The following is a 21,064-nucleotide window of genomic DNA, read 5'->3' as shown; positions in this document are numbered from 1 at the left end:
GATTTATCTGATCTTCAAAGTGGCCAAACCAATCAACACCAAGATGATGGAAATGATCCAGAAACGCACGATGACTTTGGGCTCGGCCCAACCTTTTAATTCAAAATGATGGTGGATGGGGGCCATGCGGAAAATGCGTTTACCGGTCAACTTGAATGACGCCACTTGCAACATCACCGACACGGTTTCCAGCACAAAAATGCCACCCATAATAAAAAACACAAACTCCTGGCGGGTGATGAAGGCCACCAAACCCAATGCCGCACCCAGGGCCAAAGCCCCGACATCGCCCATGAACACCTGCGCGGGATAGGTGTTGAACCACAAAAAGCCCAAGCCCGATCCGGCCATGGCGGCACAAAAGATGGTCAATTCGCCGGTACCAGGAATAAACGGCAACAACAAGTAATCTGAAATCACCGCGTTACCCGAAACGTAGGCGAACACGCCCAAAGCCGAGGCCACCAACACCGTCGGCATGATGGCCAAACCATCCAAACCATCGGTCAGGTTGACGGCGTTACTGGACCCCACAATCACAAAATAGCCCAAGGGGATGGCCAACAAGCCCAATGACCAGTTGTAATCGCTGATCAACGGCAGCACCAGTTGCTGGTGGATGCTGCTGTGCCCATACTCATATAAATACAACACCGCCAACAAACCGACCAAGGACTGCATGCTGTATTTCCATTTGGCCGACAAGCCGGCCGAATTTTTCAGGTGAATTTTTTTGTAGTCATCGACCCAACCAATCAAACCAAAACCAAACAACACGAACAGGGCCAACCACACGTATTGGTTGCTCAAGTCGCCCCACAACAGGGTGGACATGATGATGATCGACAAGATCATGGCGCCGCCCATGGTGGGGGTGCCTTGTTTGCTCAGGTGGGTTTCCGGACCCAAATCCCTGATGGGTTGCCCAATCTGCTTGATTTGTAAGGTGCGGATGAACCAAGGGCCCAAAAACAAAGACAACAACAGGGCCGTCAATGCCCCCATGATGGCCCGGAAGGTCAAGTAATTGAACAGGTTCAAGCCAGAAAACTGCTCACTGAATTGTTGTGCCAGCCAATAAATCATGCGTGTGCTCCTTGACTCAAAACCGGGATCACCCGCTCCAGGCGCATGCTTCTGGAGCCTTTGATCAGGACCGTTCCCGCTGTGGGTCTGTGTTGTTGTAAATGCGCCATCAGCTCATCCACGGCCGCAAAAGACTGGCATTGACATGTCCCGTCATGGCCGGTCTTTGTGGTGGCGTCCTGACAAACTTGGGTGGCATATTCGCCCACCGCCAGCACCTGATTGATGCCTTGTTGGCAGGCATAAGAACCCACTTGTTGGTGCATCTGTGCGGCATATTCACCCAATTCAGCCATGTCGCCCAAAATCAACACCGTCGGACCGGACTGGGTTTTGAGCACGTCAATGGCGGCATTGACCGCTGCGGGATTGGCGTTGTAGCTGTCATCAATGATGGTCAGGGCATTGGCACTTGGGATGATTTGCAGGCGCCCAGCTTCGGGTTCGAACTCCAGCAAACCTTGGGCAATCTCAGCGAAGCTGACCTGTAAGGACAACGCAATGGCCACCACCGCAGTGGCATTGAGGTAATTGTGGAAGCCCAACACCGGCAAATCCAAATCAAAGGATTCGCCCCTTCGGGTCACCACTTGGTATCGTCCGGCATGCTCGAGCAAACGGAAGTCGGCCTGTTCGTGCTCACCAAAAGTCATCACTTTGCCTTGGACCCTGGCTTTGAATTGTTCGGCATAGGGTGAATCGGCATTGATCACCGCCAGCCCATCGCGGTCCAGCGCCTCGTAGATTTCACCTTTGCCCTGAGCGATGTTATCAACACTGCCAAAACGGCCCACATGGGCGTTGCCCACGTTGGTGACCAGGGCCACATGAGGCCGGATGATGCGGGTTAAGAAGGCAATGTCACCGACTTTCGCCGCGCCCATTTCAATCACCGCCACCTCATCTTCGGCAGCGATCGACAACAACGACAAGGGCACGCCGATTTCGTTGTTGTAATTGCCACTGGTGGCGTGACAACGGTATTTCTGACGCAACACCGACAGCAGCATGTTTTTCACCGTGGTTTTGCCGTTGGAGCCAGTGACGCCAATGACTTTGACGCCGGTTTGCTTGACCCAGGCGGTGGCGATGGCTTGCAGAGCCACCAAAGTGTCTTTCACAATCAACTGAGGCACATCCACTTCCACGGCATGGGCCACCATCACCGCTGCGGCGCCTTGTTGCACCGCGACTTGACAAAAGTCCTCGCCGTTGAAAAATTCGCCTCGTAAAGCCACAAACAATTTGCCTTGGCAGTCGCCCCTGGAGTCGGTGGTGACGCCTTGAATGCGGGCTTCTTTGCCGACCATACTGCCGCCCACAATGGCGGCTAATTGATGCACATTCATCTGAATCATACCGCCACCTGCATCAGTTGTTTGATCACTTGCATGTCATTGAAAGGAATCAACTTGCCATTGATCTCTTGGGTGGATTCATGACCTTTGCCAGCCAACAACACGATGTCACCGGCTTCACTTTGGTCAATCGCATGGGCAATGGCTTGTTGGCGGTTGCTGATCACGTGGGGTTTGGTTTTCATACCAAACTCAATGTCCGCGATGATTTGGGCAGACGATTCAAACCGGGGGTTGTCATCGGTCAACACCACTTTATCGGCCCATTGTTCGGCAATGGCCCCCATCATGGCGCGTTTGCCTTTGTCGCGGTTACCGCCACAGCCAAACACACACCACAATTGTCCTTGGGTGTGGGCCCGCAACGCTTTGAGCACTTGCTCCAATGCATCCGGGGTGTGGGCATAATCAACCACCAGGGTCGAGCCGTTGCTTGGGTTGTCAATGCGGTTCATGCGCCCAGGTACGGGTTGTAAAGCCGCCACCACCGGCACCAAAGCTGCCAAGTCATGGCCTTGGTGGTGCAAGGTGGCAATCACCGCCAGCACATTTTGCACGTTAAACTCACCCAACAATTCGGTGGTGAACTGGACGCTTTGTCCGCCATGTTGCAAAGCAAAAGCCAATCCCGCCGGTTCCAAATGGATGTCGGTGGCTTGGTAATCCAAGCCATTTTGACCCAAACCATAACTTCGGGTGTTGGCCGTGGCCAAATCCTGTTGCAACCAGCCAAGGCCCACCTCGTCATCGGCATTGATGATGCTGACCTCCGGTGCAAAATCAGTGAACAATTTGCGCTTGGCAGCGGCATAGGCTTTCATGGTTTTGTGGTAGTCCAGGTGGTCACGGCTCAAGTTGGTGAACAAGGCGGCCGCCACTTGGGTGCCACTGAATCGGTCCTGGGTCAAGGCATGCGAGGACACTTCGACACACACCTGCTGACAACCCCGTTGTCGCATCTGCGCCAGTTGTTGCTGTATCGCCAAAGCCGATGGGGTGGTGTTGGGCAACGCCTGTAATTGATCCATGTCACCGGCACCCAAGGTACCCAAATAACCGGTTTTTTGACCCAGTTGCTCCAAAGCATGCATCAACAACCAAGCGGTTGAGGTTTTGCCATTGGTACCGGTCACCGCAATAACCTGTAAATGCGCACTGGGGTGGTCATAAAAGGCACAGGCCAACGGTCCCAGCTGGGCGCTCAAATCAGGCACTTCGATCACCGGAATGCCCAACGGCTTTTGGCGGCCCACTTGGGCGGCACGATCTGCCTTGACTGGTTCGGTCAAGACCGCAATGGCGCCGGCCCGTTCGGCTTGGTAGGCATAATCCATGCCGTGCACTTTGAAGCCCGACAAGGCCATGAACACATCACCGGCTTGCACTGCGCGGCTGTCCAAACACAGGTCATGAATCGTTTGTTCGGAATCACAGCCCTCTGGCATGGGAACCTGGAGTTCGGCCAACAACCAGCCCATGGTTTTATTCATTGACATGGGCAGCTCCGGTTGTGTTTTCAGCCCCAGTGACGTCGGCCAGGGTGCGGTTCAATTGATCGGCCGGCACATTCAATAAACGCAGGCCGGTTTTCATGATTTCTGCAAACACCGGTGCTGCCACCAGTCCGCCATAGTATTCTTCCCCTTTGGGGTCATTGATGCTGACAGCCACCACCAGCCGGGGTGATTCCACCGGCGAAAATCCCGCAAAGGAAGACATGTATTTGTCTGAATAGCCGCCTTTTTCAGCGATCCTGGCGGTCCCGGTTTTACCGGCCACGCTGTAATTGGGGATGAAGGCCTTGTGTCCTTCGGTGTCATTCACCACATGCGACAACATGTCGGTCAATTGCGCGGCAATCATCGGATCAATGATGGCTTTGTCTTCGTTGATGTTGCCTTTGATGAAAGTGGGCGCGCGGTAACGCCCTTGGTTGGCAAACACCGAATAGGCCGAGGCCAATTGCAAGGTGGTGACCGATAAGTTATAGCCCCGCGACAAAGCGGCATGGTCGGCTGTGCGCCAACGGTCATGGTGCGGCAAGTAACCAGCGGACTCACCCATGAAACCACTGCCGGAGGATTGACCGAAACCAAAGCGGTGGTACACATCCCACAAATGCTCTTTGCCCAAATCCAAGACCAGTTTGGCCACCCCGATGTTGCTGGATTTGACCAAAATATCGACCAGGCTCAATTCGCCGTAATCTTTGAAGTCATGGATCACAAAACCGTCCACCTCATATTCACCGGGTGAGGTGTTGACCACCGATTGGGGGGTGTATTCAGCACTTTCCAAGGCCGCCACCACGGCAAAGGGCTTCATCACCGAACCGGGCTCATAGATGTCCGTCACTGACCGGTTGCGCAAACCTTCGTTGTTTTCTTTGTTGCCATTGGGGTTGAAGGAGGGTTGGTTGACCATGGCCAGGATTTCGCCGGTCTTGACATCCAGAACCACCGCAGAACCGGACACTGCCTGGTGTTTGTACACCGCCTTTTTCAGGGCCAAATAGGCCGCGTATTGCAACCTGCGATCGATGCTTAAATGCAGGTCTTTACCGGGTTTGGCCGCTTCCAGCTCATCCACATCAATGTCAGCCACCACCTGTCCCAACAGGTCTTTGACCACGGTTTTCTTGCCTGAAGTGCCGGTCAACCAATTGTCATAGGTGCGTTCCAAGCCTTCTTGTCCCACGTCTTCCACATCGGTGAAGCCAACCACATTGGCCAAGATTTCACCGGCCGGATAAAACCGTTTGAATTCGGTTCTGAATTCCACGCCTTTCATATTCAATGCCTTTACTGAGTCAGCAAGCATCGGCGTGATGCGCCGTTTGATGAACAAAAACTGGCGGTCTTTTCTGGACGTGATGACTTGTTTCAGTTCATCGGCATCCAAATCCAATACTTCGGCCAATTGTTCCACCTTGCTGAATTGATCCAACAGCTGTCCAGGCACAATACCGACCGATACCATGGCCGTGCTCAAAGCCAAAGGCTCGCCATTGCGGTCGTAGATGGTGCCACGTGACACCGGAATCTCCACTTCCCTTACATGCCGCTTTTCGCCTTGGCTTTGGTAGAACTCAGCGCCCCTGATTTGGATCGAAAATGCGCGGACTGCCACCACCACAAAACAACACAGCAGAAAAGCCATAACAATGGCAATCCTGAGGCTGATATTGACTTGTTTGTGTTGTGATTGTCTCATCGCACTATGACCAAAACCTGTTCATCTTCTGGCAATTTCATGTTCAACTGTTCCCGGGCCACCTGCTCAATGCGGTTGTTGGACACCAGGGTCGATTTTTCAATTTGTAGCCGCGCATACTCGGCATTCAATTCCAATTTTTCTTTCTCAATGCTTTGGGTCTGGGCAAACAGTTTTCTGGTTTCGTTTTGTTTGTACACATAACTGACCAACACCCCGATCAACACGCAAGCCAACAGCACCGTTATGCCACTTTGCATGTTCATAATTTCTCCGCCACCCGCATGATCGCGCTGCGGGCCCGCACATTGTCATCATGGTCCACGGCCTTGACCGGTTTACCCACCAATTTCATGGTCGGCTGTTTCGCCGTCTCAGGCACCACCGGCAAGCGTCGATCCACTTTTTCAGGTCGCGACAAGCCACGCATGAAGCGCTTCACCAAGCGATCCTCCAGTGAGTGAAAACTGATCACCACCAAACGGCCGCCAGCATTCAACAAGCGCCATGCCACCGGCAACACCCGCTCCACCTGGCCCAACTCATCATTGATGAAGATGCGGATGGCCTGGAACACCCGGGTGGCGGGGTGTTTTTTCTCGCGGCGATTGATTTGACTGACCACGTCGACCAAATCAAAGGTGGTCAGCAATGGCTTGTCTTGTCTGACCTCCACAATTTTGCGGGCGATGCGCCCGGCATTTTTCTCTTCTGCATAGCGCCAAAACACACGCTTCATGTCATCGGCACTGGCGCTGTTCACCCAGTCGGCAGCGGTCATGCCTTGGGCGTTGTTCATGCGCATGTCCAACGGCCCATCTTGCTGAAAGCTGAAGCCGCGCTCGGCTTGGTCCAGTTGTGGCGAAGACACCCCAAAATCAAACAAAATTCCATCAAAGGTCAGACCCGCTTCCTCCATTTGCCTCAACACCTGCTCAAAACCTCCAGCATGAATCGACAAGCGCTGATCGTTTTGTTGCATGGCCTCGGCCACGGCAATGGCTTCAGGATCACAGTCCACCACCGACAAACGCCCGTGGGCGCCCAGCTGAGACAAGATCAATTGGCTGTGGCCACCGCGACCAAAGGTGGCATCCAGGTAGTGACCGTCGGCATTCACGGTCAGGGCTTCTACTGCTTCGCTGAGTAGAACCGTTTGGTGCAATGATTGGCTCATCACAACACCAATGACTTCATCGCATCAGACACCTCACCATTCATGGCCGGTACCTGATGTCTGGTCTTCTGCAGCGCGTCCTCATTCCAAATTTCAAACTTACTGCCCAACCCCAGCATCACCACACGCTTCTCCATCGAAGCCACTTGTCGCAAGGTGATGGGCAACAAAATTCTTGAGCCCTTGTCAGGCACCACGTGGTACGCACTTCCCACCAGTCGTCGCTGCAGCGCCCGATGCATGGGATCAAAGGTTGACAGCGACATCACTGAGTCACGCACCTTCTCCCACTCTTGTTCGGGGTACAGCCACAAAGAGTCGTTTTCATAGGCGTTGTAGGTCAACACAAGTCGGTTTTCGCAGACGTCAAGAATCGGCTGACGATACATCGAGGGTATTGCCAGGCGACCTTTGACATCCAAATTGAGGGCGACTTCACCGTAAAACACTACTAAATCCCACAAATTTACTACTTAACTCCACATTTATGCACTTTATGACTAAAAAAGTCTTAAGTCAAGCTCCAAATCGGAAAATGTGAACAGAATCAATGACTTACAAGATATTTTACATTAAGAAAACTCTGTAAGTTGTTGATTTATATGAATTGGTTAATGATTAACCAATGCGGCAGCCTGCTGAATCAATGGGTTTGATGGGGCCCAAAACAGGCCGATTCGTGGCTCAGTGGGAAATGGTGGGCCAGTGGTGGGTCAGTGGTGGGAAATGCGTCGTTGATCACCCGGGCCACAGGCGTTGCGCCCATCCAATGTGGTATTTCAGTGATGGCCTCAGTGATGGCCTATATATGGTATGTTGAAGACTTGCCATGATCCATTGACCAACCAACCCAAAAGGCAAACCGCTGGCAGTCTACCGGGCTTCAAAGTTTCGGTCTTGTTGCCAAGAATGGGGCTTGCTCAATGCCGTGGCCCGATTCATGCTTGGATCATTTGGCAGGCGCATCGGCCCATGCTGACATGGCCTGTGCAACCAGCCAGTCAGCATGAACTTTTCATTCAGCCATTAAATCGAATCGATGATTTGATTCAAGGTGGTGCTGGGGCGCATGGCGGCTTCGGCCATGGCATCGTTGGGCTCATAGTAGCCACCGATGTCCACTGGCTGGCCCTGTGCATCCAACAACTCTTGCAAGATGGCCGCTTCATTGGTTTGCAACTGCTCAAACACGGCGGTGAAGCGGGTCTTCAAAGCCGCATCGTCGTCTTGTCTGGACAGGGCTTTGGCCCAGTACTTGGTCAAGTAGTATTGCGAACCGCGGTTGTCCAACTCATTGACTTTTCTGGATGGCGCTTTGTTGTGCATCAGGTAACGCCCATTGGCGTCATCCAAGGCTGCGGCCAACACTTTGGCTCGGGGGTTGTTGGTTTTGTCGGCCAGGTCTTCCAGCGACACCGCCAAGGCCAAAAACTCACCCAACGAATCCCAGCGCAGGTGCCCTTCTTCAACAAACTGCTGCACGTGTTTGGGCGCCGAACCACCGGCCCCGGTTTCGAACAATCCACCACCGGCCAACAACGGCACGATGGACAACATCTTGGCACTGGTGCCCAATTCCAGAATGGGAAACAAGTCGGTCAGGTAATCACGCAAGACATTGCCGGTCACCGAAATGGTGTCCAGCCCAGCAGTCACCCGTTCACAGGTGTAACGCATGGCTTGACGTGGATTCATGACTTTAATTTCCAGCCCATCGGTGTCGTGATCTTGCAGATACAGGTTGACTTTTTCGATCAGGTTGCGGTCATGGGCGCGGTTCTCGTCCAGCCAGAAAATGGCGGCCGAACCGGTGTTGCGGGCGCGGGTCACGGCCAGCTTGACCCAATCTTGGATCGGCAAGTCTTTGGTTTGACAGGCGCGCCAAATGTCGCCGGCTTCTACCTCATGTTGCATCAGGATTTCACCGGCGGCGTTGACCACCCGCATCATGCCTGCAGATGACACCTCAAAAGTTTTGTCATGTGAACCATACTCCTCAGCCTTTTGCGCCATCAGGCCGACATTACACACATTGCCCATGGTCACCACATCAAAGGCGCCGTTTTCCTGACAGTATTCAATGATCTCTTGATAAATACCGGCATAACTGCGATCAGGAATGACCGCCAAGGTGTCCTGCAATTGGCCATCGGCATTCCACATTTTGGCTGAAGATTTGATGGCGGCGGGCATTGAGGCGTCGATGATGACGTTGTTGGGTACATGCAAATTGGTGATGCCTTTGTCCGAATCGACCATCGCCAAAGCCGGCTGCTTGGCATAACAAGCTTCGATGTCGGCTTTGATTTCGGCTTGTTTGGCCGCCGGCAAAGCCTGGATTTTGTTGTAGACACTGCCGATGCCGTTGTTCACTTCGACCCCGATGTCATCGAACAAAGCGCCGTGTTTTTTGAAGACGTCTTCGTAATACACTTCGACCGCGTGACCGAACATGATCGGATCAGACACCTTCATCATGGTCGCCTTCAGGTGCAAAGACAACAACAAATCAGCATTCTTGGCCGACTTGATGGCTTTGGCAAAGAACTGCCGCAGGGCCTTTTTGTTCATGCACGAAGAATCAATCACCTCTTTGGCCTGCAGTTGAATGCCTGACTTCAACACCGAAACGGTACCGTCTTCGGCCACGTGCTCGATGCGCACTTCACCGGCCGCCGGCATCACATAAGACTGCTCACTGCCATAAAAATCATGCCCGTCCATGTGCGCCACCCGGGTTTTGGAGTCCTGGGAGATGGCCCCCAAGCGGTGGGGATTTTCTTTGGCGTAGGCTTTCACCGCGGCGGCCACCCGGCGATCGGAGTTGCCTTCACGCAACACCGGATTCACCGCACTGCCCAGCACGGTGGCGTACTTGGCTTGAATCGCCTGCTCGGCGTCATTTTTCGGCTCTTCTGGGTAATCCGGCAAATTATAACCGCCTGTTTGCAATTCTTTGATCGCGGCATTCAATTGTGGGATGGACGCAGAAATGTTGGGCAACTTGATGATGTTGGCCTCGGGGGTTTTGGCCAATTCACCCAATTGGCTCAAAGCGTCTTCTTGTTGTTGTGCCGTTGTCATGCGCTCAGGAAATTGAGCCACGATGCGACTGGCCAATGAAATGTCTTTGGTTTCTACCGCCACACCGGCTTGGCCGGCAAATTTTTGTACGATGGGTAAAAATGAATAGGTGGCCAAAGCCGGGGCTTCATCGGTGATGGTGTAAATGATGGTGTGATTTGTCATGTCCGCTCCAAAAAGGTTGTTGTGGCCCATGATCTTCCGGATCTGGGTGCCACATTTTTCGGGGCGCATTATAACAAAACGGTGTCGTGATTACATGACCTGAAGCGAATCAATTGAGGCCTGACAAAGTCCCTCTGAGATCATCTGATTCAGACAGCGTTAACAGGCCCAGTCATTCAAAACCATCGATAAAAATCAAGTCATCCTGGGATTTGATCCTGACGTTGTAACCACTGGCGAATTGACCGAGGACTTCGACGATGAAGCCGTCGATGGGATCGACAAAGGTTTCGCCGGTTTTCCACATCACCCCTTCGGTATCGGCGTAATTGGCTGGCGGGTTGTCGGCATCGACCACCCAAGGCGGTTCACTGCGGGCATGGTCCACGTGATGGATGATCACTGCGGTGCCAGGCAGGTTGCTCTCATAATTGCCCTCTTCTTTTCTGGCCTCCACCACATAATGGGTGCCATCGGACAAGGGGATGCGGGCAAAGCGATAACCATTTCCGACCACCGGGCTGGAAGAGTTGACCAATAAGAACACGTCATTGGATGATGCATCAGCGATGTAACCCACCCCATCATTGACCCAACCCAGGTTGTGTTTGAACTCCATGTTGACGTGTTTGCCCAGCCGTCCATAGACCGGATCATTCACTGAATAACCAGTGGCCGAGCTCATCACATCCCAGGGGCTGTCATAGGGACTGCCATCACCATCGGAGTTGTTGGCATGGGGCAAACCAAAACCATGACCCATTTCATGCGCAATCACCCCTTCACTGCGAAAAGCCCAAGGCGGGTTCCAAGTGGTGCGCCACACTTTGGTAACACCGTCCAAAGTGGCAAAGCGACCACCACCCCAGGCACAACAATCCAAGCTTTCATTGAACATCATGTTGATGCCAACGAATTCATTGCCATTGGCGCCAGTGGCGAAATTCACCACCGGATCGGCCACCCCGGTGCAGTCTTCAAATAATGTGCTTAGGTCGGCATCGGTGCCGCTGCCAGGGTCTGGCACATAAGCCGTGTGGCTCAGGGGCAAATCCAACCAATCAATGGCCAATGAACCCACCACGTTGATGTTGTTGTATGAAACCTCACGCCAGTAATGGTCCAAACCGGCCGGTTGGTTGGCATACATACCCTGGAAAAAGGCCAGGTTTTCAGGCTCATCGGCCACGTCATTGAATTTGCATAAGATTGACACCCATGGCTGGGCCCCGAACACACCGCCACCCGCGCGCTCACCTTCGAGCAATTCAATGGCTTGGACGCGGTTGTCTTGTCCATTGAACAGCGGCTCATGTTGCAACAACACCGCCACCCGCTTGCCCAGCCAATGGCTGATTGGCATGCGCGAGGCAAACGCCCCACTGACCCGCAATGGCACCAACTGATCTGCCGTTTGTAAGTGGTAACGCACATGGGCTGCTGCTTGGGGCGAATGCGGATCGCCGACTTCATGTAACAACACACCTTCCAGTCGTTTGCCGTGGGCCGTCATGGCCAGCAACACCAACAACAGGCCAAACAGTTTTTTCATGGGTAATTCAATCATGCTCAATCTCTCTTTCATCAATGGCAAGATTAAACATTCTACCGAGCCCAAGCACAAGAGGGAACTGTTTTTCAAGCGCGGCGTGTCAGGACATTTCAATTTTGTGAACTGACAACAAATGGTTCAAGGTTTGTTGCCAAAACTGACGCAATTGTTCACCTTGGGTCGACCATTTCAGCGCCGCATCGAGGTAGGCCGACTTGGCATGTTCCAATTGGATGGCATGCACCCCTTGTTCGGGTTGGCCATAATGGCGGGTGATGTGACCGCCCTTGAAGCGGCCATTGTTGACCACACTGAAATCACTTTGCGCCTGCAACCGTTGCATCAACGCTTGCTCCAGCGCGGGCGCACAGCTCTGACCGCTGTTGGTGCCAACATTGATGGCCGGCAGTTGCCCGGTAAAAAACCGCGGTACGGTGTCATCAATGCTGTGGGCATCGATCAACAAACAGAAGCCATGGCGGACTTTGGCTTGCTCGATCAGTGCCTGCAGTTGTTGGTGATACGGTCGCCAAAAAGCCTCAATGCGGCGCTTGATTTCGGCCGCATCCGGTTCATGACCAGGCAAGTAAATGGCTTGCCAATCGAAGGTGGTGGTCGGGCACAATTCGGTTTCGGCTTGGTCGGCATACAAGGCCGCGCCATCATCAGGGCGGTTCAGGTCAATCACATGTCTGGAATACAATGCTTTGATTTTGGAACCCACAGGCGGGGCAAAATTGAACACCTGATCGATCAACAAATCCCGGTCTGATGAACCCATCACCGACGGGTTCATCTGGCGTTTGATGTCATCCGGGATCAAAGCGCCATCATGCGGCACACTGATCACCAGCGGTGAGTCAACCTGGTTCAGCTCAAAGACGGGCATACGGCTGGCAGGTACGCATTCAACAGGCCAGAAATGACCAGTTGTTGCATGTGGTTGATGTCGGGTGACAACAAGCGGTCCTCACTTAGGAATGGCACATCGGCACGGACTTTTTCATACACCGCATACAAGGCGTCGGACGTTTTCAGGTCTTCATGAAAGTCAATGCTTTGACAGGCAGCCATCATTTCAATGCCGATGACTGCGGCCGAATTTTCGGTCAGATCGGTCAGCTTGCGCGCGGCAAAAGTCGCCATACTGACGTGGTCTTCCTGGTTGGCCGAAGTTGGGATGGTGTCAACACTGGCCGGATGCGCCAGGGTTTTGTTCTCCGAGGCCAAGGCCGCTGCCGTCACATGGGCAATCATGAAACCGGAGTTGACGCCTGAATCGGGCACCAAAAACGCCGGCAAACGACTCAAAGTCGGGTCGATCAACATCGCCAGGCGGCGTTCGGACATGTTGGCCATGTCGGTGATGCCAATGCCCAGAAAATCGGCCACCAAAGCCACCGGTTCGGCATGGAAATTACCACCCGACAGCACCTCACCCTCATCGGCAAACACCAAGGGGTTGTCGGTGGCAGCATTGGCTTCGATCAATAATTTATCGGCCGCGTAATGGATGGTGTCCAGCACCGCCCCCATCACCTGCGGTTGACATCGCAAACAATACGGGTCCTGGACCCGATCACAATCTTCGTGCGACACCACAATCTGGCTGCCTTTGAGCAAGCCGCGGATGGTTCTTGCCACCTGCACCTGACCCACTTGACGGCGGGCCTGATGGATGCGTTCATCAAAGGGTGCCAATGACCCTTTGGCGGCATCGATGGACAGGGCGCCCGCCAGCAATGCTGCGTTGAAACAGTTCTCGGCCAAAAACAGGCCTTTGAGCGCCAATGCGGTGGACACCTGGGTGCCATTGAGCAAGGCCAGGCCTTCTTTGGGCCCCAGTTTGATCGGTTGCAAACCGGCGGCTTGCAAGGCTGCCATGGCGTCCATGGTTTGTCCTTGGTAAGTGACCTGACCCAAGCCGATCATGGTCGAAGTCAAATGCGCCAACGGCGCCAGGTCTCCCGAGGCCCCCACCGACCCTTTTTCCGGGATCACCGGGTAAATCTCGTGGTTGATCATGTCGATCAACAATTGCAAGGTGTTGGGATGGATGCCCGACACGCCTTGGGCCAGACTCATGGCTTTGAGGGCCATGATCAGGCGGGTGGTGTCGGGGTCGATCGGATCACCCACACCCACGGCGTGGGAAATCACCAAGTTGCGTTGCAAGGTATCCAGCTCTTCTTTGGCAATTTGCACGTTGGCCAACAGGCCAAAACCGGTGTTGACCCCGTAAACGGTCTGGTCCGAAGCCGCCACCTGCTCGATGGTGTGGCGTGATTTGATGACCCCTTGCAACATGTGGTCATCAACCGACAATTGGCTTGGCTGTTGCCAAATCTGGCGCAAATCGGGCAAGGTAAATCCTTGGATGGTGATGCAGAAATTCATTGGTTTATCCCCTCACTGTGATGGCAACATCGGTAAATTCAAACCCTGCTCTCGGGCACAATCTTGGGCGATCTCATAGCCGGCATCGGCATGCCGCATCACCCCAGTGGCTGGGTCATTCCACAACACCCGCTCGATGCGCTGGGCGGCGGCATCGGTGCCGTCACAACAGATCACCACGCCAGAATGCTGTGAATAACCCATGCCCACACCGCCGCCGTGGTGCAAAGACACCCAGGTGGCGCCGCCGGCCACGTTCAACATGGCATTCAGCAGCGGCCAATCAGACACCGCATCCGAGCCATCGGCCATGCTTTCGGTTTCGCGGTTGGGTGAAGCCACCGAACCGGAATCCAAGTGATCGCGACCGATCACCACCGGCGCTTTGAGTTCACCGGACTTGACCATTTCATTGAAAGCCAAGCCCAAGCGATGACGCTGACCCAGGCCCACCCAACAAATTCGGGCCGGCAATCCTTGGAATTGGATGCGCTCGCGGGCCATGTCCAACCAATTGTGCAGGTGTGGATCATCCGGGATCAATGCCTTCACTTTGGCATCGGTTTTGTAAATGTCTTCGGGGTCACCAGACAAGGCGGCCCAGCGAAATGGCCCCACCCCACGGCAAAACAAGGGCCTGACATAGGCCGGCACAAAGCCAGGAAAATCAAAGGCATTGCCCACCCCTTCATTGAAAGCTTCCTGCCGGATGTTGTTGCCATAGTCGACCGTCGGAATGCCCTGGGCATGGAACGCCAGCATGGCCTGTACCTGCACCGCCATCGAAGCCCGGGCGGCCTTGGCCACGGCTGATGGATCGGTTTTGGCCGTTTGACGCCATTGTTCCACAGTCCAACCTTGGGGCAGATACCCGTTGACCGGATCATGGGCCGAGGTTTGGTCGGTGACCAGATCGGGCCGAATGCCCTGCTGCTGCATGGCGGTGAACACATCGGCGGCATTGCCCAACAAGCCAATCGAAGTCGGTTTACCCGCCGCCAATGATTCACGCAACAAGCGCATGGCCTCATCGATGCTGTGCGCTTTGCAATCCACATAGCCGGTTTTCAAACGAAAATCGATGCGCGTCTCATCACACTCCACCGCAATCATGGAATAACCAGCCATGGTGGCGGCCAAGGGCTGGGCGCCACCCATGCCGCCCAAGCCACCAGTCAAAATCCATTTACCCTGGGTGTCACCACCAAAGTGTTGACGTCCGGCCTCAACAAAGGTTTCATAGGTGCCCTGCACAATGCCTTGTGAACCAATGTAAATCCAGGAACCGGCGGTCATCTGACCGTACATCATCAAACCCTTTTGATCCAGTTCGTTGAAATGTTCCCAGTTGGCCCAATGGGGCACCAAATTCGAATTGGCGATCAACACCCGCGGCGCATCGGCATGGGTTTTGAACACCCCCACCGGCTTACCCGACTGCACCAACAAAGTTTCGTCTTCATGCAATTGTTTCAGGCTGTCGACGATGGCATCAAAACAAGCCCAGTTGCGGGCCGCTTTGCCGATGCCACCATACACCACCAAATCTTCAGGCCGTTCGGCCACGTCTGGGTCCAGGTTGTTCATCAGCATCCGCAAGGGGGCTTCGGTCAGCCAGGATTTGGCTTGCAAGGTGGTGCCGGTGGGGGCTTTGATGACCCGGGCAGCTGGTTGATCTTTGGGCGTCATGATGATGGGTTCCTCTGCAGTTGTTTGACCGCACCTGTGGTGCGGCCAAGTTTACTTTGAAAACGGCTGTACAGGTCTTGTTTTTTCAAACCGGCGATGGCCGCGGTCAACACCGCGTACAAATCGGCTTGGATTTCAGCCGACAACTCGGCATAGACCTGGGTCAAAGAATGGTCATTCAACATTTGTGCTTGGTCCTGCCCCAAAGCCGTCAAGCGGTACCAGAATCGGCGCTTGTCATGGGGATCTTGTTGGCGGGTAATCAGGCCCAATTGGGTCAAGCGCGGCAATTTTTGTTTGACCAATTGATGGGATTGTTGCAGCAATTTGGCCAGTTCGGTCAAAGATGCTTGCTCGCTTTGGCGCAAAGCATGGATGATGGAGACCGACTTCACCGGCACCACAATGCCCAAGGACTCATAGATCGGCTTGATTTGCTCACTGATCAGGTTACCCAGGTCTTCGGCTTGTTTACCGATGAAAGATCGGGTGAATGTGTGGTCTGGTTGTTGGTTCATTTCCAGCTATTTAGGTAATGTATTGCGCAATATATTGCATTATTATCTACAGGGTTTGCCTGGCTGTCAACTCAAAGAGAATATAAAAACACTTATTGATATGATAATGATTATCATTTATATTTAGAGCCCAGTGAACCTACGGACCCCTTACGCATGAATTGGCAACTGCAATATGAACCCAACCACCAACACTGTGGTGAAGCCTGTTTGACCCTGACTCAGCACAACCGTTGTGAACCCTTGCGCCGCTGGTTTGGCCCAATGGCCACCCAGCTGGCCCGTTGGCTGCGTGCCAGCCACAGCAAAATCAGCGGCCAACACCCCACCACCATCAACAAAAGCCTGGCTCAACAGCTGTTGATGCAGGCCAGTTTTCACCACCAAGCCTGTTTGCACCGGTACCACGTGACCCAGGATTTACCTGCTCAGTCTCCGGCCATGTGTGATGTGCTGCTGTACTTGCGCATGTCGCGTCTGCATCCATGCCAAGACACCATGGAAACCCTGCTCAACACCCAAATGCCCCATTGCCAGGATCTGGAAGACATTTTACAGCGGCTGGTCCAAGCAGAATTGATCCAATGCATCAACAGTGGCTCACAGCGCTTTTACGACAAAAACCCCTACCCACATGACCACATATTGGACACCCAAACAGACCGGCTGTTTGATTACACGGGGCCCGAAGACCTGTCGGCCACGCGCATCTTGATTCAGCCGCATGCGGCCCGTTATTGGATACATTGAAGCAACCACCATCGCAGTCAACTTGCGATTGTTTCATTTAGATGATAATCTAAATATTTTTGCCTGAACCATGCATCGACTACATTTCATTTTGGGACTTTGGCTGTTGCTCTGCTGTTCCGACACATCGCGGGCTGAAGACACAGGCCTTGAAAAAGCTGACCATGAAAACGCCAGCCAATGGGTGCAAACCACCGTCAATGGCTACCTGATTAAAGCCCATTATCTACCCGCCAAGCAGCCAGACCTGCCCAGCCCGGCGGTGTTGTTGGTAGCCGGTTCTGGTGCCACCGACCACAACGGCAACAACCTGGCCATGGGCTTACACAACAACAGCTACCAGATGTTGGCTGCCGCCTTGCAGCAGGCAGGTTATGCCGTCTTGCGCCCCGACAAGCGGGGGGTGGGTCAATCCCGCGCAACCGATCATGATCCGGCCGCAGTCCGGTTTGATCATCACGTCAAAGATGTGGTGGCATGGATTCAATTCTTACGCCAACACCACACCGACATCACCGTCATCGGCCACAGCCTGGGCGGGCTGATGGCAATGCAAGCGATGCGTCAGGAACCGGTCAATCGATTGGTGGCATTGGCCAGCGTGGCCGACTCAGCCCATGCCACGGTCAAGCGACAGATGCAAAACCAACCGGAATTTGTGCGCCAGGCCGCTTTGCCTTTGCTCGACCGCTTGGCCCAAGGTGAAACCATCCCTGGCAGTGAAGTACCGGTGTTCTTACACCCCCTGCTGGGTCCTGACACCCAAGGTTATCTGCAATCTTTCATGCAACTGGAACCCCGCTCAGCGCTGCAAGACTTGTACATCCCCACCCTGGTGCTGGTGGGTGATCACGACATCCAAATTGCGGTGCCGGAGACCCAACAGATGGCCGCTGGCTTACCCCATGTGCGCCTGCAAGTCATTGCTGGCATGAACCACGTGCTGAAAGCGGCACCAGCGGAACGAATGGCCAACATGGCCACCTACGCCGAACCCGAGCGCCCCTTACATGCCGATTTGATGCCAGCGCTGCTGGCATTTTTGCCGACCGTTCATGACAACCATGCGCCGAGCCCACCAAGCCCTTGATTGAATCCATGACCGCTTGAGAAAGGGGTGGTCACAGATCGGTGAACTTCGGTAGAATAGGGTCACTCCAACAACAACGGCCGCATGAAATTCGAATCGACTGACCGACAAATACGCAGCTTTGTCCTCAGAAAAGGCAAAATGACCACCGGTCAACGCAAAGCGGTGGAGGCTTTGATGCCGATCTACGCCTTTGACCCCACCACCACCATCGACTTCAAGGCTTTGTTTGGTAACGACCACCCAGTGTGGCTGGACATCGGTTTTGGCAACGGTGAATCCATCATCCATGCCGCACAACAGTACCCCGATGTGAATTTTCTCGGCATCGAAGTTCATTTGCCCGGTGTGGGCCATTTGTTGATGGCCATTGAGCAATTCGGCCTGAATAATGTGCGCATCATCCGCAATGACGCAGTGGACATGCTGAATCTTTACATGGCAGACCAGACATTGGCCGCCATCCACATCTATTTTCCAGATCCCTGGCACAAGAAGCGCCACCACAAGCGACGTTTGCTCAATCAAGAATTTCTCGATTTGATCCAACCCAAACTGGTCACCGGCGGGCGCTTACACTACGCCTCAGATTGGGAGCCCTATGCCTTGGAAGTGCAGGAATTGGTGGCCGAAAATGCTTGGCTGCAAAACCAAGAACCCAACAACGCGTTTGCCGCACGGCCAGCATGGCGACCGGTCACCAAGTTTGAGCGCCGAGGTCAAAATCTGGACCATGGCAGCTACGATTTGATCCTGCATAAGCGCTGATGGAAACGCTGCCATTGACCAATGAAATGCTCATGGTGTTTGCCATTTTGGCCTACACCGTGTTGATGTTTGTGACCGAAGTGATTAGGATTGATGTGGCGGCTTTGTTGATCCTGGTGATGTTGGGCTTGTCTGGTTTGGTGCCGGACACCCATTTGTTTGACGGCTTTGCCTCCAATGCGGTGATCGCCATCATCGCGGTGATGATATTGGGTGCTGGCTTGGACCGCACGGGGGTGATGAGCGCGGTGGCCAACCTGATCCTGCGGATTGGCGGCAAAACCGAAAAAACCGTGATGCCCATCGTGTCCATGACCGTCGGCACCATCTCGGGTTTCATGCAAAATGTTGGGGCCACCGCGTTGTTCTTGCCGGTGATGAGCAAAATCTCCAGCGCCGCCAACTTGCCCATCTCGCGCTTGTTGATGCCGATGGGCTTTTGTGCCATTTTGGGAGGCACCGTGACCATGGTGGGTTCCTCGCCATTGATCCTGTTGAATGACTTGATTGACACCTCCAACCGCTCTTTGCCTCCCGGCGCCGACACCATGCCCAAGTTCAGCTTGTTTGCCACCACCCCGATTGGTTTGGCCTTGTTGGTCAGTGGGGTGGCTTACTTTTTGCTGATTGGCCGTTTTCTGTTGCCCAAAGCCAAGGCCATTTCATATGCCCACAATCACAAGTCAGACAGCTACTTCCGTGACAACTACGGCATCGATAAAACCATCACCGAAATGATCGTCAATCGCGACAGCCCATTGGTGGGCAAAATGATTCAGGAGTTGGAATTCGACCCGCATGTGCCGAACATTGTGGCCATGTTCACCGAAGGCGAATCGATGCTGTCACCACCAAGGAACAAATTCATATGGAATGGTGCGGTGTTGGGCGTGATGGGTTCCAAACAACAGATCCAAGATTTTGCCGAAGAATTCAACCTCACCATCCTGCCCAAACTGAAACAATTCAAATTGGATTTCAACCCCGCCATCTCCGGCACTTCAGAAGCGGTGGTGGTGCCCGGCTCACGTTATTTGGGTGTGAAGCTGTCCGAGTTTCACTTCCGCAAAGAATTCGCCATCACCATTCTGGCGGTGTCTCGCAACAACCGCATATACACCGGTGAGGACATGTATGACCTGGAGCTACAATTGGGAGACACCTTCATCATCCATGGCCGCTGGACAGACCAAATGGGCCTGGGCAAGTCCCGCAATGTGGCCTTGGTCAGTGATGTGCCCAACGAGCCGCAAAGGCCGCAGAAAATCCCTTTTGCCTTGCTGTTTTTCGCTGTCAGCATCTGCTTGGTGATCTTCACCGATTTGAAATTATCCCTGTCGCTGTTGACCGGCGCCATTGGCATGATCATTTTTGGGGTGCTCAACATGGACGAAGCCTACCGGGCGGTGAGCTGGAAGACGGTGTTCTTGTTGGCCTGTTTGATCCCCTTGGGCTATGCCATGGAACACACCGGCGCGGCGGCTTGGATTGCCCAACAAGCGATCAACACCTTGGGCTCTCAACCCCAATTGATCTACCAATTGGCCATCGCCACCCTGGCCACATTGTTTTCATTGGTGATGTCCAATGTCGGTGCCACGGTGTTGCTGGTCCCCTTGGCCATCAACATCGCCCTGGAAACGGGTGGCAATCCGGTGGTGTATGCTTTGATCGTGGCCATTTCCACTTCCAATGCCTTCTTGTTGCCCACCCACCAAGTGTCGGCTTTGGTGATGGGACCTGGCGGCTACAGCGTCAAAGATTTCTTGAAAGTGGGCAGTGTCATGACTTTGATTTTTTGGGCCGTCTCACTGTCCATGATCAACTGGCTTTTTTGATCTGACAAGCCTGTTCAATTTTCAGTTTGAACAACTCACTGAGTAATTGTTTACTTTTCAAGTCAATGCCTTTTTTACAATAATTGCACTGAGCCAATTGGTTGATGATTAACCAGGGCCTATTAACACTAACTGAAAGACCACTGTTCAGGCTGCAAAGGTCACAATCAAGGCGCGAATCGCGTGGTTTGGTCATTCCAATTGAGCGATGAGCAACGCAGGGTGTGGCATTTGCAGTCTGAACCCATTGGGCTGGGTCGTATTTTTCATCCCTCAGCGTTATTCACTCGTTCATGTGGAGTGACCACACCTCACGACTGATGCCTTGATGGCTGAAAAATACGATCCAGCAGTCGCCTTTCAGTTAGTGTTAATAGGC

General features: G+C 53.6%; 17 protein-coding genes. 4 read left to right on the top strand and 13 right to left on the bottom strand.

The genetic code is table 11. The features are described 5' to 3' along the window. Positions 1-3: 3 nt before the first annotated feature. The 13 genes from mraY to K7G70_RS05235 all read right to left on the bottom strand — a co-directional run bounded on the left by mraY (position 4) and on the right by K7G70_RS05235 (position 16,239). Positions 4-1,086, bottom strand: a complete 1,083-nt coding sequence (gene mraY / locus K7G70_RS05295) for a phospho-N-acetylmuramoyl-pentapeptide-transferase (RefSeq protein ID WP_223787571.1) — start codon at positions 1,084-1,086, stop codon at positions 4-6. After that, entirely contained in the window at positions 1,083-2,444 is a 1,362-nt protein-coding gene (locus K7G70_RS05290; RefSeq protein ID WP_223787570.1) for a UDP-N-acetylmuramoyl-tripeptide--D-alanyl-D-alanine ligase, read from the bottom strand. The genes mraY and K7G70_RS05290 overlap by 4 nt, the downstream gene beginning before the upstream one ends. Continuing rightward, complete coding sequence (locus K7G70_RS05285) at positions 2,441-3,940, bottom strand: UDP-N-acetylmuramoyl-L-alanyl-D-glutamate--2,6-diaminopimelate ligase (RefSeq protein WP_223787569.1); 1,500 nt, start codon at positions 3,938-3,940, stop codon at positions 2,441-2,443. Before K7G70_RS05285 ends, K7G70_RS05290 begins: the two co-directional genes overlap by 4 nt. Beyond that, complete coding sequence (locus K7G70_RS05280; protein ID WP_223787568.1) at positions 3,927-5,657, bottom strand: peptidoglycan D,D-transpeptidase FtsI family protein; 1,731 nt, start codon at positions 5,655-5,657, stop codon at positions 3,927-3,929. Before K7G70_RS05280 ends, K7G70_RS05285 begins: the two co-directional genes overlap by 14 nt. Further along, positions 5,654-5,917 carry a cell division protein FtsL gene (gene ftsL / locus K7G70_RS05275; protein WP_223787567.1) on the bottom strand — a complete coding sequence of 88 codons (264 nt, stop codon included), beginning with the start codon at positions 5,915-5,917 and terminating at the stop codon, positions 5,654-5,656. Before ftsL ends, K7G70_RS05280 begins: the two co-directional genes overlap by 4 nt. Positions 5,918-5,919: 2 nt before the next feature. After that, complete coding sequence (gene rsmH, locus K7G70_RS05270) at positions 5,920-6,834, bottom strand: 16S rRNA (cytosine(1402)-N(4))-methyltransferase RsmH (protein WP_223787566.1); 915 nt, start codon at positions 6,832-6,834, stop codon at positions 5,920-5,922. After that, a complete protein-coding gene (gene mraZ / locus K7G70_RS05265; protein WP_223787565.1) occupies positions 6,834-7,298 on the bottom strand; it encodes a division/cell wall cluster transcriptional repressor MraZ in 465 nt (154 codons plus the stop codon). The genes rsmH and mraZ overlap by 1 nt, the downstream gene beginning before the upstream one ends. A gap of 562 nt (positions 7,299-7,860) precedes the next feature. Beyond that, on the bottom strand, positions 7,861-10,083 hold the full coding sequence (locus K7G70_RS05260) for an NADP-dependent isocitrate dehydrogenase (RefSeq protein ID WP_223787564.1): 2,223 nt from the start codon (positions 10,081-10,083) through the stop codon (positions 7,861-7,863). 172 nt (positions 10,084-10,255) lie between these two features. Next, a complete protein-coding gene (locus K7G70_RS05255; RefSeq protein WP_223787563.1) occupies positions 10,256-11,668 on the bottom strand; it encodes a metallopeptidase domain-containing protein in 1,413 nt (470 codons plus the stop codon). Between the two features lie 67 nt (positions 11,669-11,735). Then, positions 11,736-12,524, bottom strand: coding sequence for an N-formylglutamate amidohydrolase (locus K7G70_RS05250; RefSeq protein ID WP_223787562.1), 789 nt, complete (start codon positions 12,522-12,524; stop codon positions 11,736-11,738). Then, entirely contained in the window at positions 12,506-14,032 is a 1,527-nt protein-coding gene (hutH, locus tag K7G70_RS05245) for a histidine ammonia-lyase (protein WP_223787561.1), read from the bottom strand. The genes K7G70_RS05250 and hutH overlap by 19 nt, the downstream gene beginning before the upstream one ends. 12 nt (positions 14,033-14,044) lie before the next feature. Continuing rightward, entirely contained in the window at positions 14,045-15,721 is a 1,677-nt protein-coding gene (gene hutU, locus K7G70_RS05240) for a urocanate hydratase (protein ID WP_223787560.1), read from the bottom strand. Continuing rightward, positions 15,718-16,239 (bottom strand): MarR family winged helix-turn-helix transcriptional regulator, encoded by a 522-nt coding sequence (locus K7G70_RS05235; protein WP_223787559.1) that lies wholly within the window; start codon positions 16,237-16,239, stop codon positions 15,718-15,720. Before K7G70_RS05235 ends, hutU begins: the two co-directional genes overlap by 4 nt. Before the next feature lie 156 nt (positions 16,240-16,395). Between K7G70_RS05235 and K7G70_RS05230 the strand changes: the two genes are divergently transcribed. From K7G70_RS05230 to K7G70_RS05215, 4 genes are all read left to right on the top strand, one after another. Further along, positions 16,396-16,989, top strand: a complete 594-nt coding sequence (locus K7G70_RS05230) for a hypothetical protein (RefSeq protein WP_223787558.1) — start codon at positions 16,396-16,398, stop codon at positions 16,987-16,989. Between the two features lie 70 nt (positions 16,990-17,059). Beyond that, positions 17,060-18,079, top strand: coding sequence for an alpha/beta hydrolase (locus K7G70_RS05225; protein ID WP_223787557.1), 1,020 nt, complete (start codon positions 17,060-17,062; stop codon positions 18,077-18,079). Positions 18,080-18,163: 84 nt separating this feature from the next. Then, positions 18,164-18,847: a tRNA (guanosine(46)-N7)-methyltransferase TrmB gene (gene trmB, locus K7G70_RS05220; protein WP_223787556.1), complete on the top strand. Its 684-nt coding sequence runs from the start codon at positions 18,164-18,166 to the stop codon at positions 18,845-18,847. Next, entirely contained in the window at positions 18,847-20,685 is a 1,839-nt protein-coding gene (locus K7G70_RS05215; protein WP_223787555.1) for an SLC13 family permease, read from the top strand. Before trmB ends, K7G70_RS05215 begins: the two co-directional genes overlap by 1 nt. The last annotated feature ends 379 nt before the right edge of the window (positions 20,686-21,064 follow it).

This window comes from Marinicella meishanensis (assembly GCF_019931145.1).
Lineage (GTDB): Bacteria > Pseudomonadota > Gammaproteobacteria > Xanthomonadales > Marinicellaceae > Marinicella > Marinicella meishanensis.
The sequence above is the reverse complement of the archived record's forward strand: the minus strand, read 5'-3'. Positions and strand labels throughout refer to the sequence as shown.

What these genes read in the sequence shown, in the direction of transcription:
- mraY (WP_223787571.1), bottom strand. Translation starts at nt 1,086, where the DNA reads ATGATTTATTGGCTGGCACAACAATTCAGTGAGCAGTTTTCTGGCTTG.
- K7G70_RS05290 (WP_223787570.1), bottom strand. Translation starts at nt 2,444, where the DNA reads ATGATTCAGATGAATGTGCATCAATTAGCCGCCATTGTGGGCGGCAGT.
- K7G70_RS05285 (WP_223787569.1), bottom strand. Translation starts at nt 3,940, where the DNA reads ATGTCAATGAATAAAACCATGGGCTGGTTGTTGGCCGAACTCCAGGTT.
- K7G70_RS05280 (WP_223787568.1), bottom strand. Translation starts at nt 5,657, where the DNA reads ATGAGACAATCACAACACAAACAAGTCAATATCAGCCTCAGGATTGCC.
- ftsL (WP_223787567.1), bottom strand. Translation starts at nt 5,917, where the DNA reads ATGCAAAGTGGCATAACGGTGCTGTTGGCTTGCGTGTTGATCGGGGTG.
- rsmH (WP_223787566.1), bottom strand. Translation starts at nt 6,834, where the DNA reads ATGAGCCAATCATTGCACCAAACGGTTCTACTCAGCGAAGCAGTAGAA.
- K7G70_RS05260 (WP_223787564.1), bottom strand. Translation starts at nt 10,083, where the DNA reads ATGACAAATCACACCATCATTTACACCATCACCGATGAAGCCCCGGCT.
- K7G70_RS05255 (WP_223787563.1), bottom strand. Translation starts at nt 11,668, where the DNA reads ATGAAAGAGAGATTGAGCATGATTGAATTACCCATGAAAAAACTGTTT.
- K7G70_RS05250 (WP_223787562.1), bottom strand. Translation starts at nt 12,524, where the DNA reads ATGCCCGTCTTTGAGCTGAACCAGGTTGACTCACCGCTGGTGATCAGT.
- hutH (WP_223787561.1), bottom strand. Translation starts at nt 14,032, where the DNA reads ATGAATTTCTGCATCACCATCCAAGGATTTACCTTGCCCGATTTGCGC.
- hutU (WP_223787560.1), bottom strand. Translation starts at nt 15,721, where the DNA reads ATGACGCCCAAAGATCAACCAGCTGCCCGGGTCATCAAAGCCCCCACC.
- K7G70_RS05235 (WP_223787559.1), bottom strand. Translation starts at nt 16,239, where the DNA reads ATGAACCAACAACCAGACCACACATTCACCCGATCTTTCATCGGTAAA.
- K7G70_RS05230 (WP_223787558.1), top strand. Translation starts at nt 16,396, where the DNA reads ATGAATTGGCAACTGCAATATGAACCCAACCACCAACACTGTGGTGAA.
- K7G70_RS05225 (WP_223787557.1), top strand. Translation starts at nt 17,060, where the DNA reads ATGCATCGACTACATTTCATTTTGGGACTTTGGCTGTTGCTCTGCTGT.
- trmB (WP_223787556.1), top strand. Translation starts at nt 18,164, where the DNA reads ATGAAATTCGAATCGACTGACCGACAAATACGCAGCTTTGTCCTCAGA.
- K7G70_RS05215 (WP_223787555.1), top strand. Translation starts at nt 18,847, where the DNA reads ATGGAAACGCTGCCATTGACCAATGAAATGCTCATGGTGTTTGCCATT.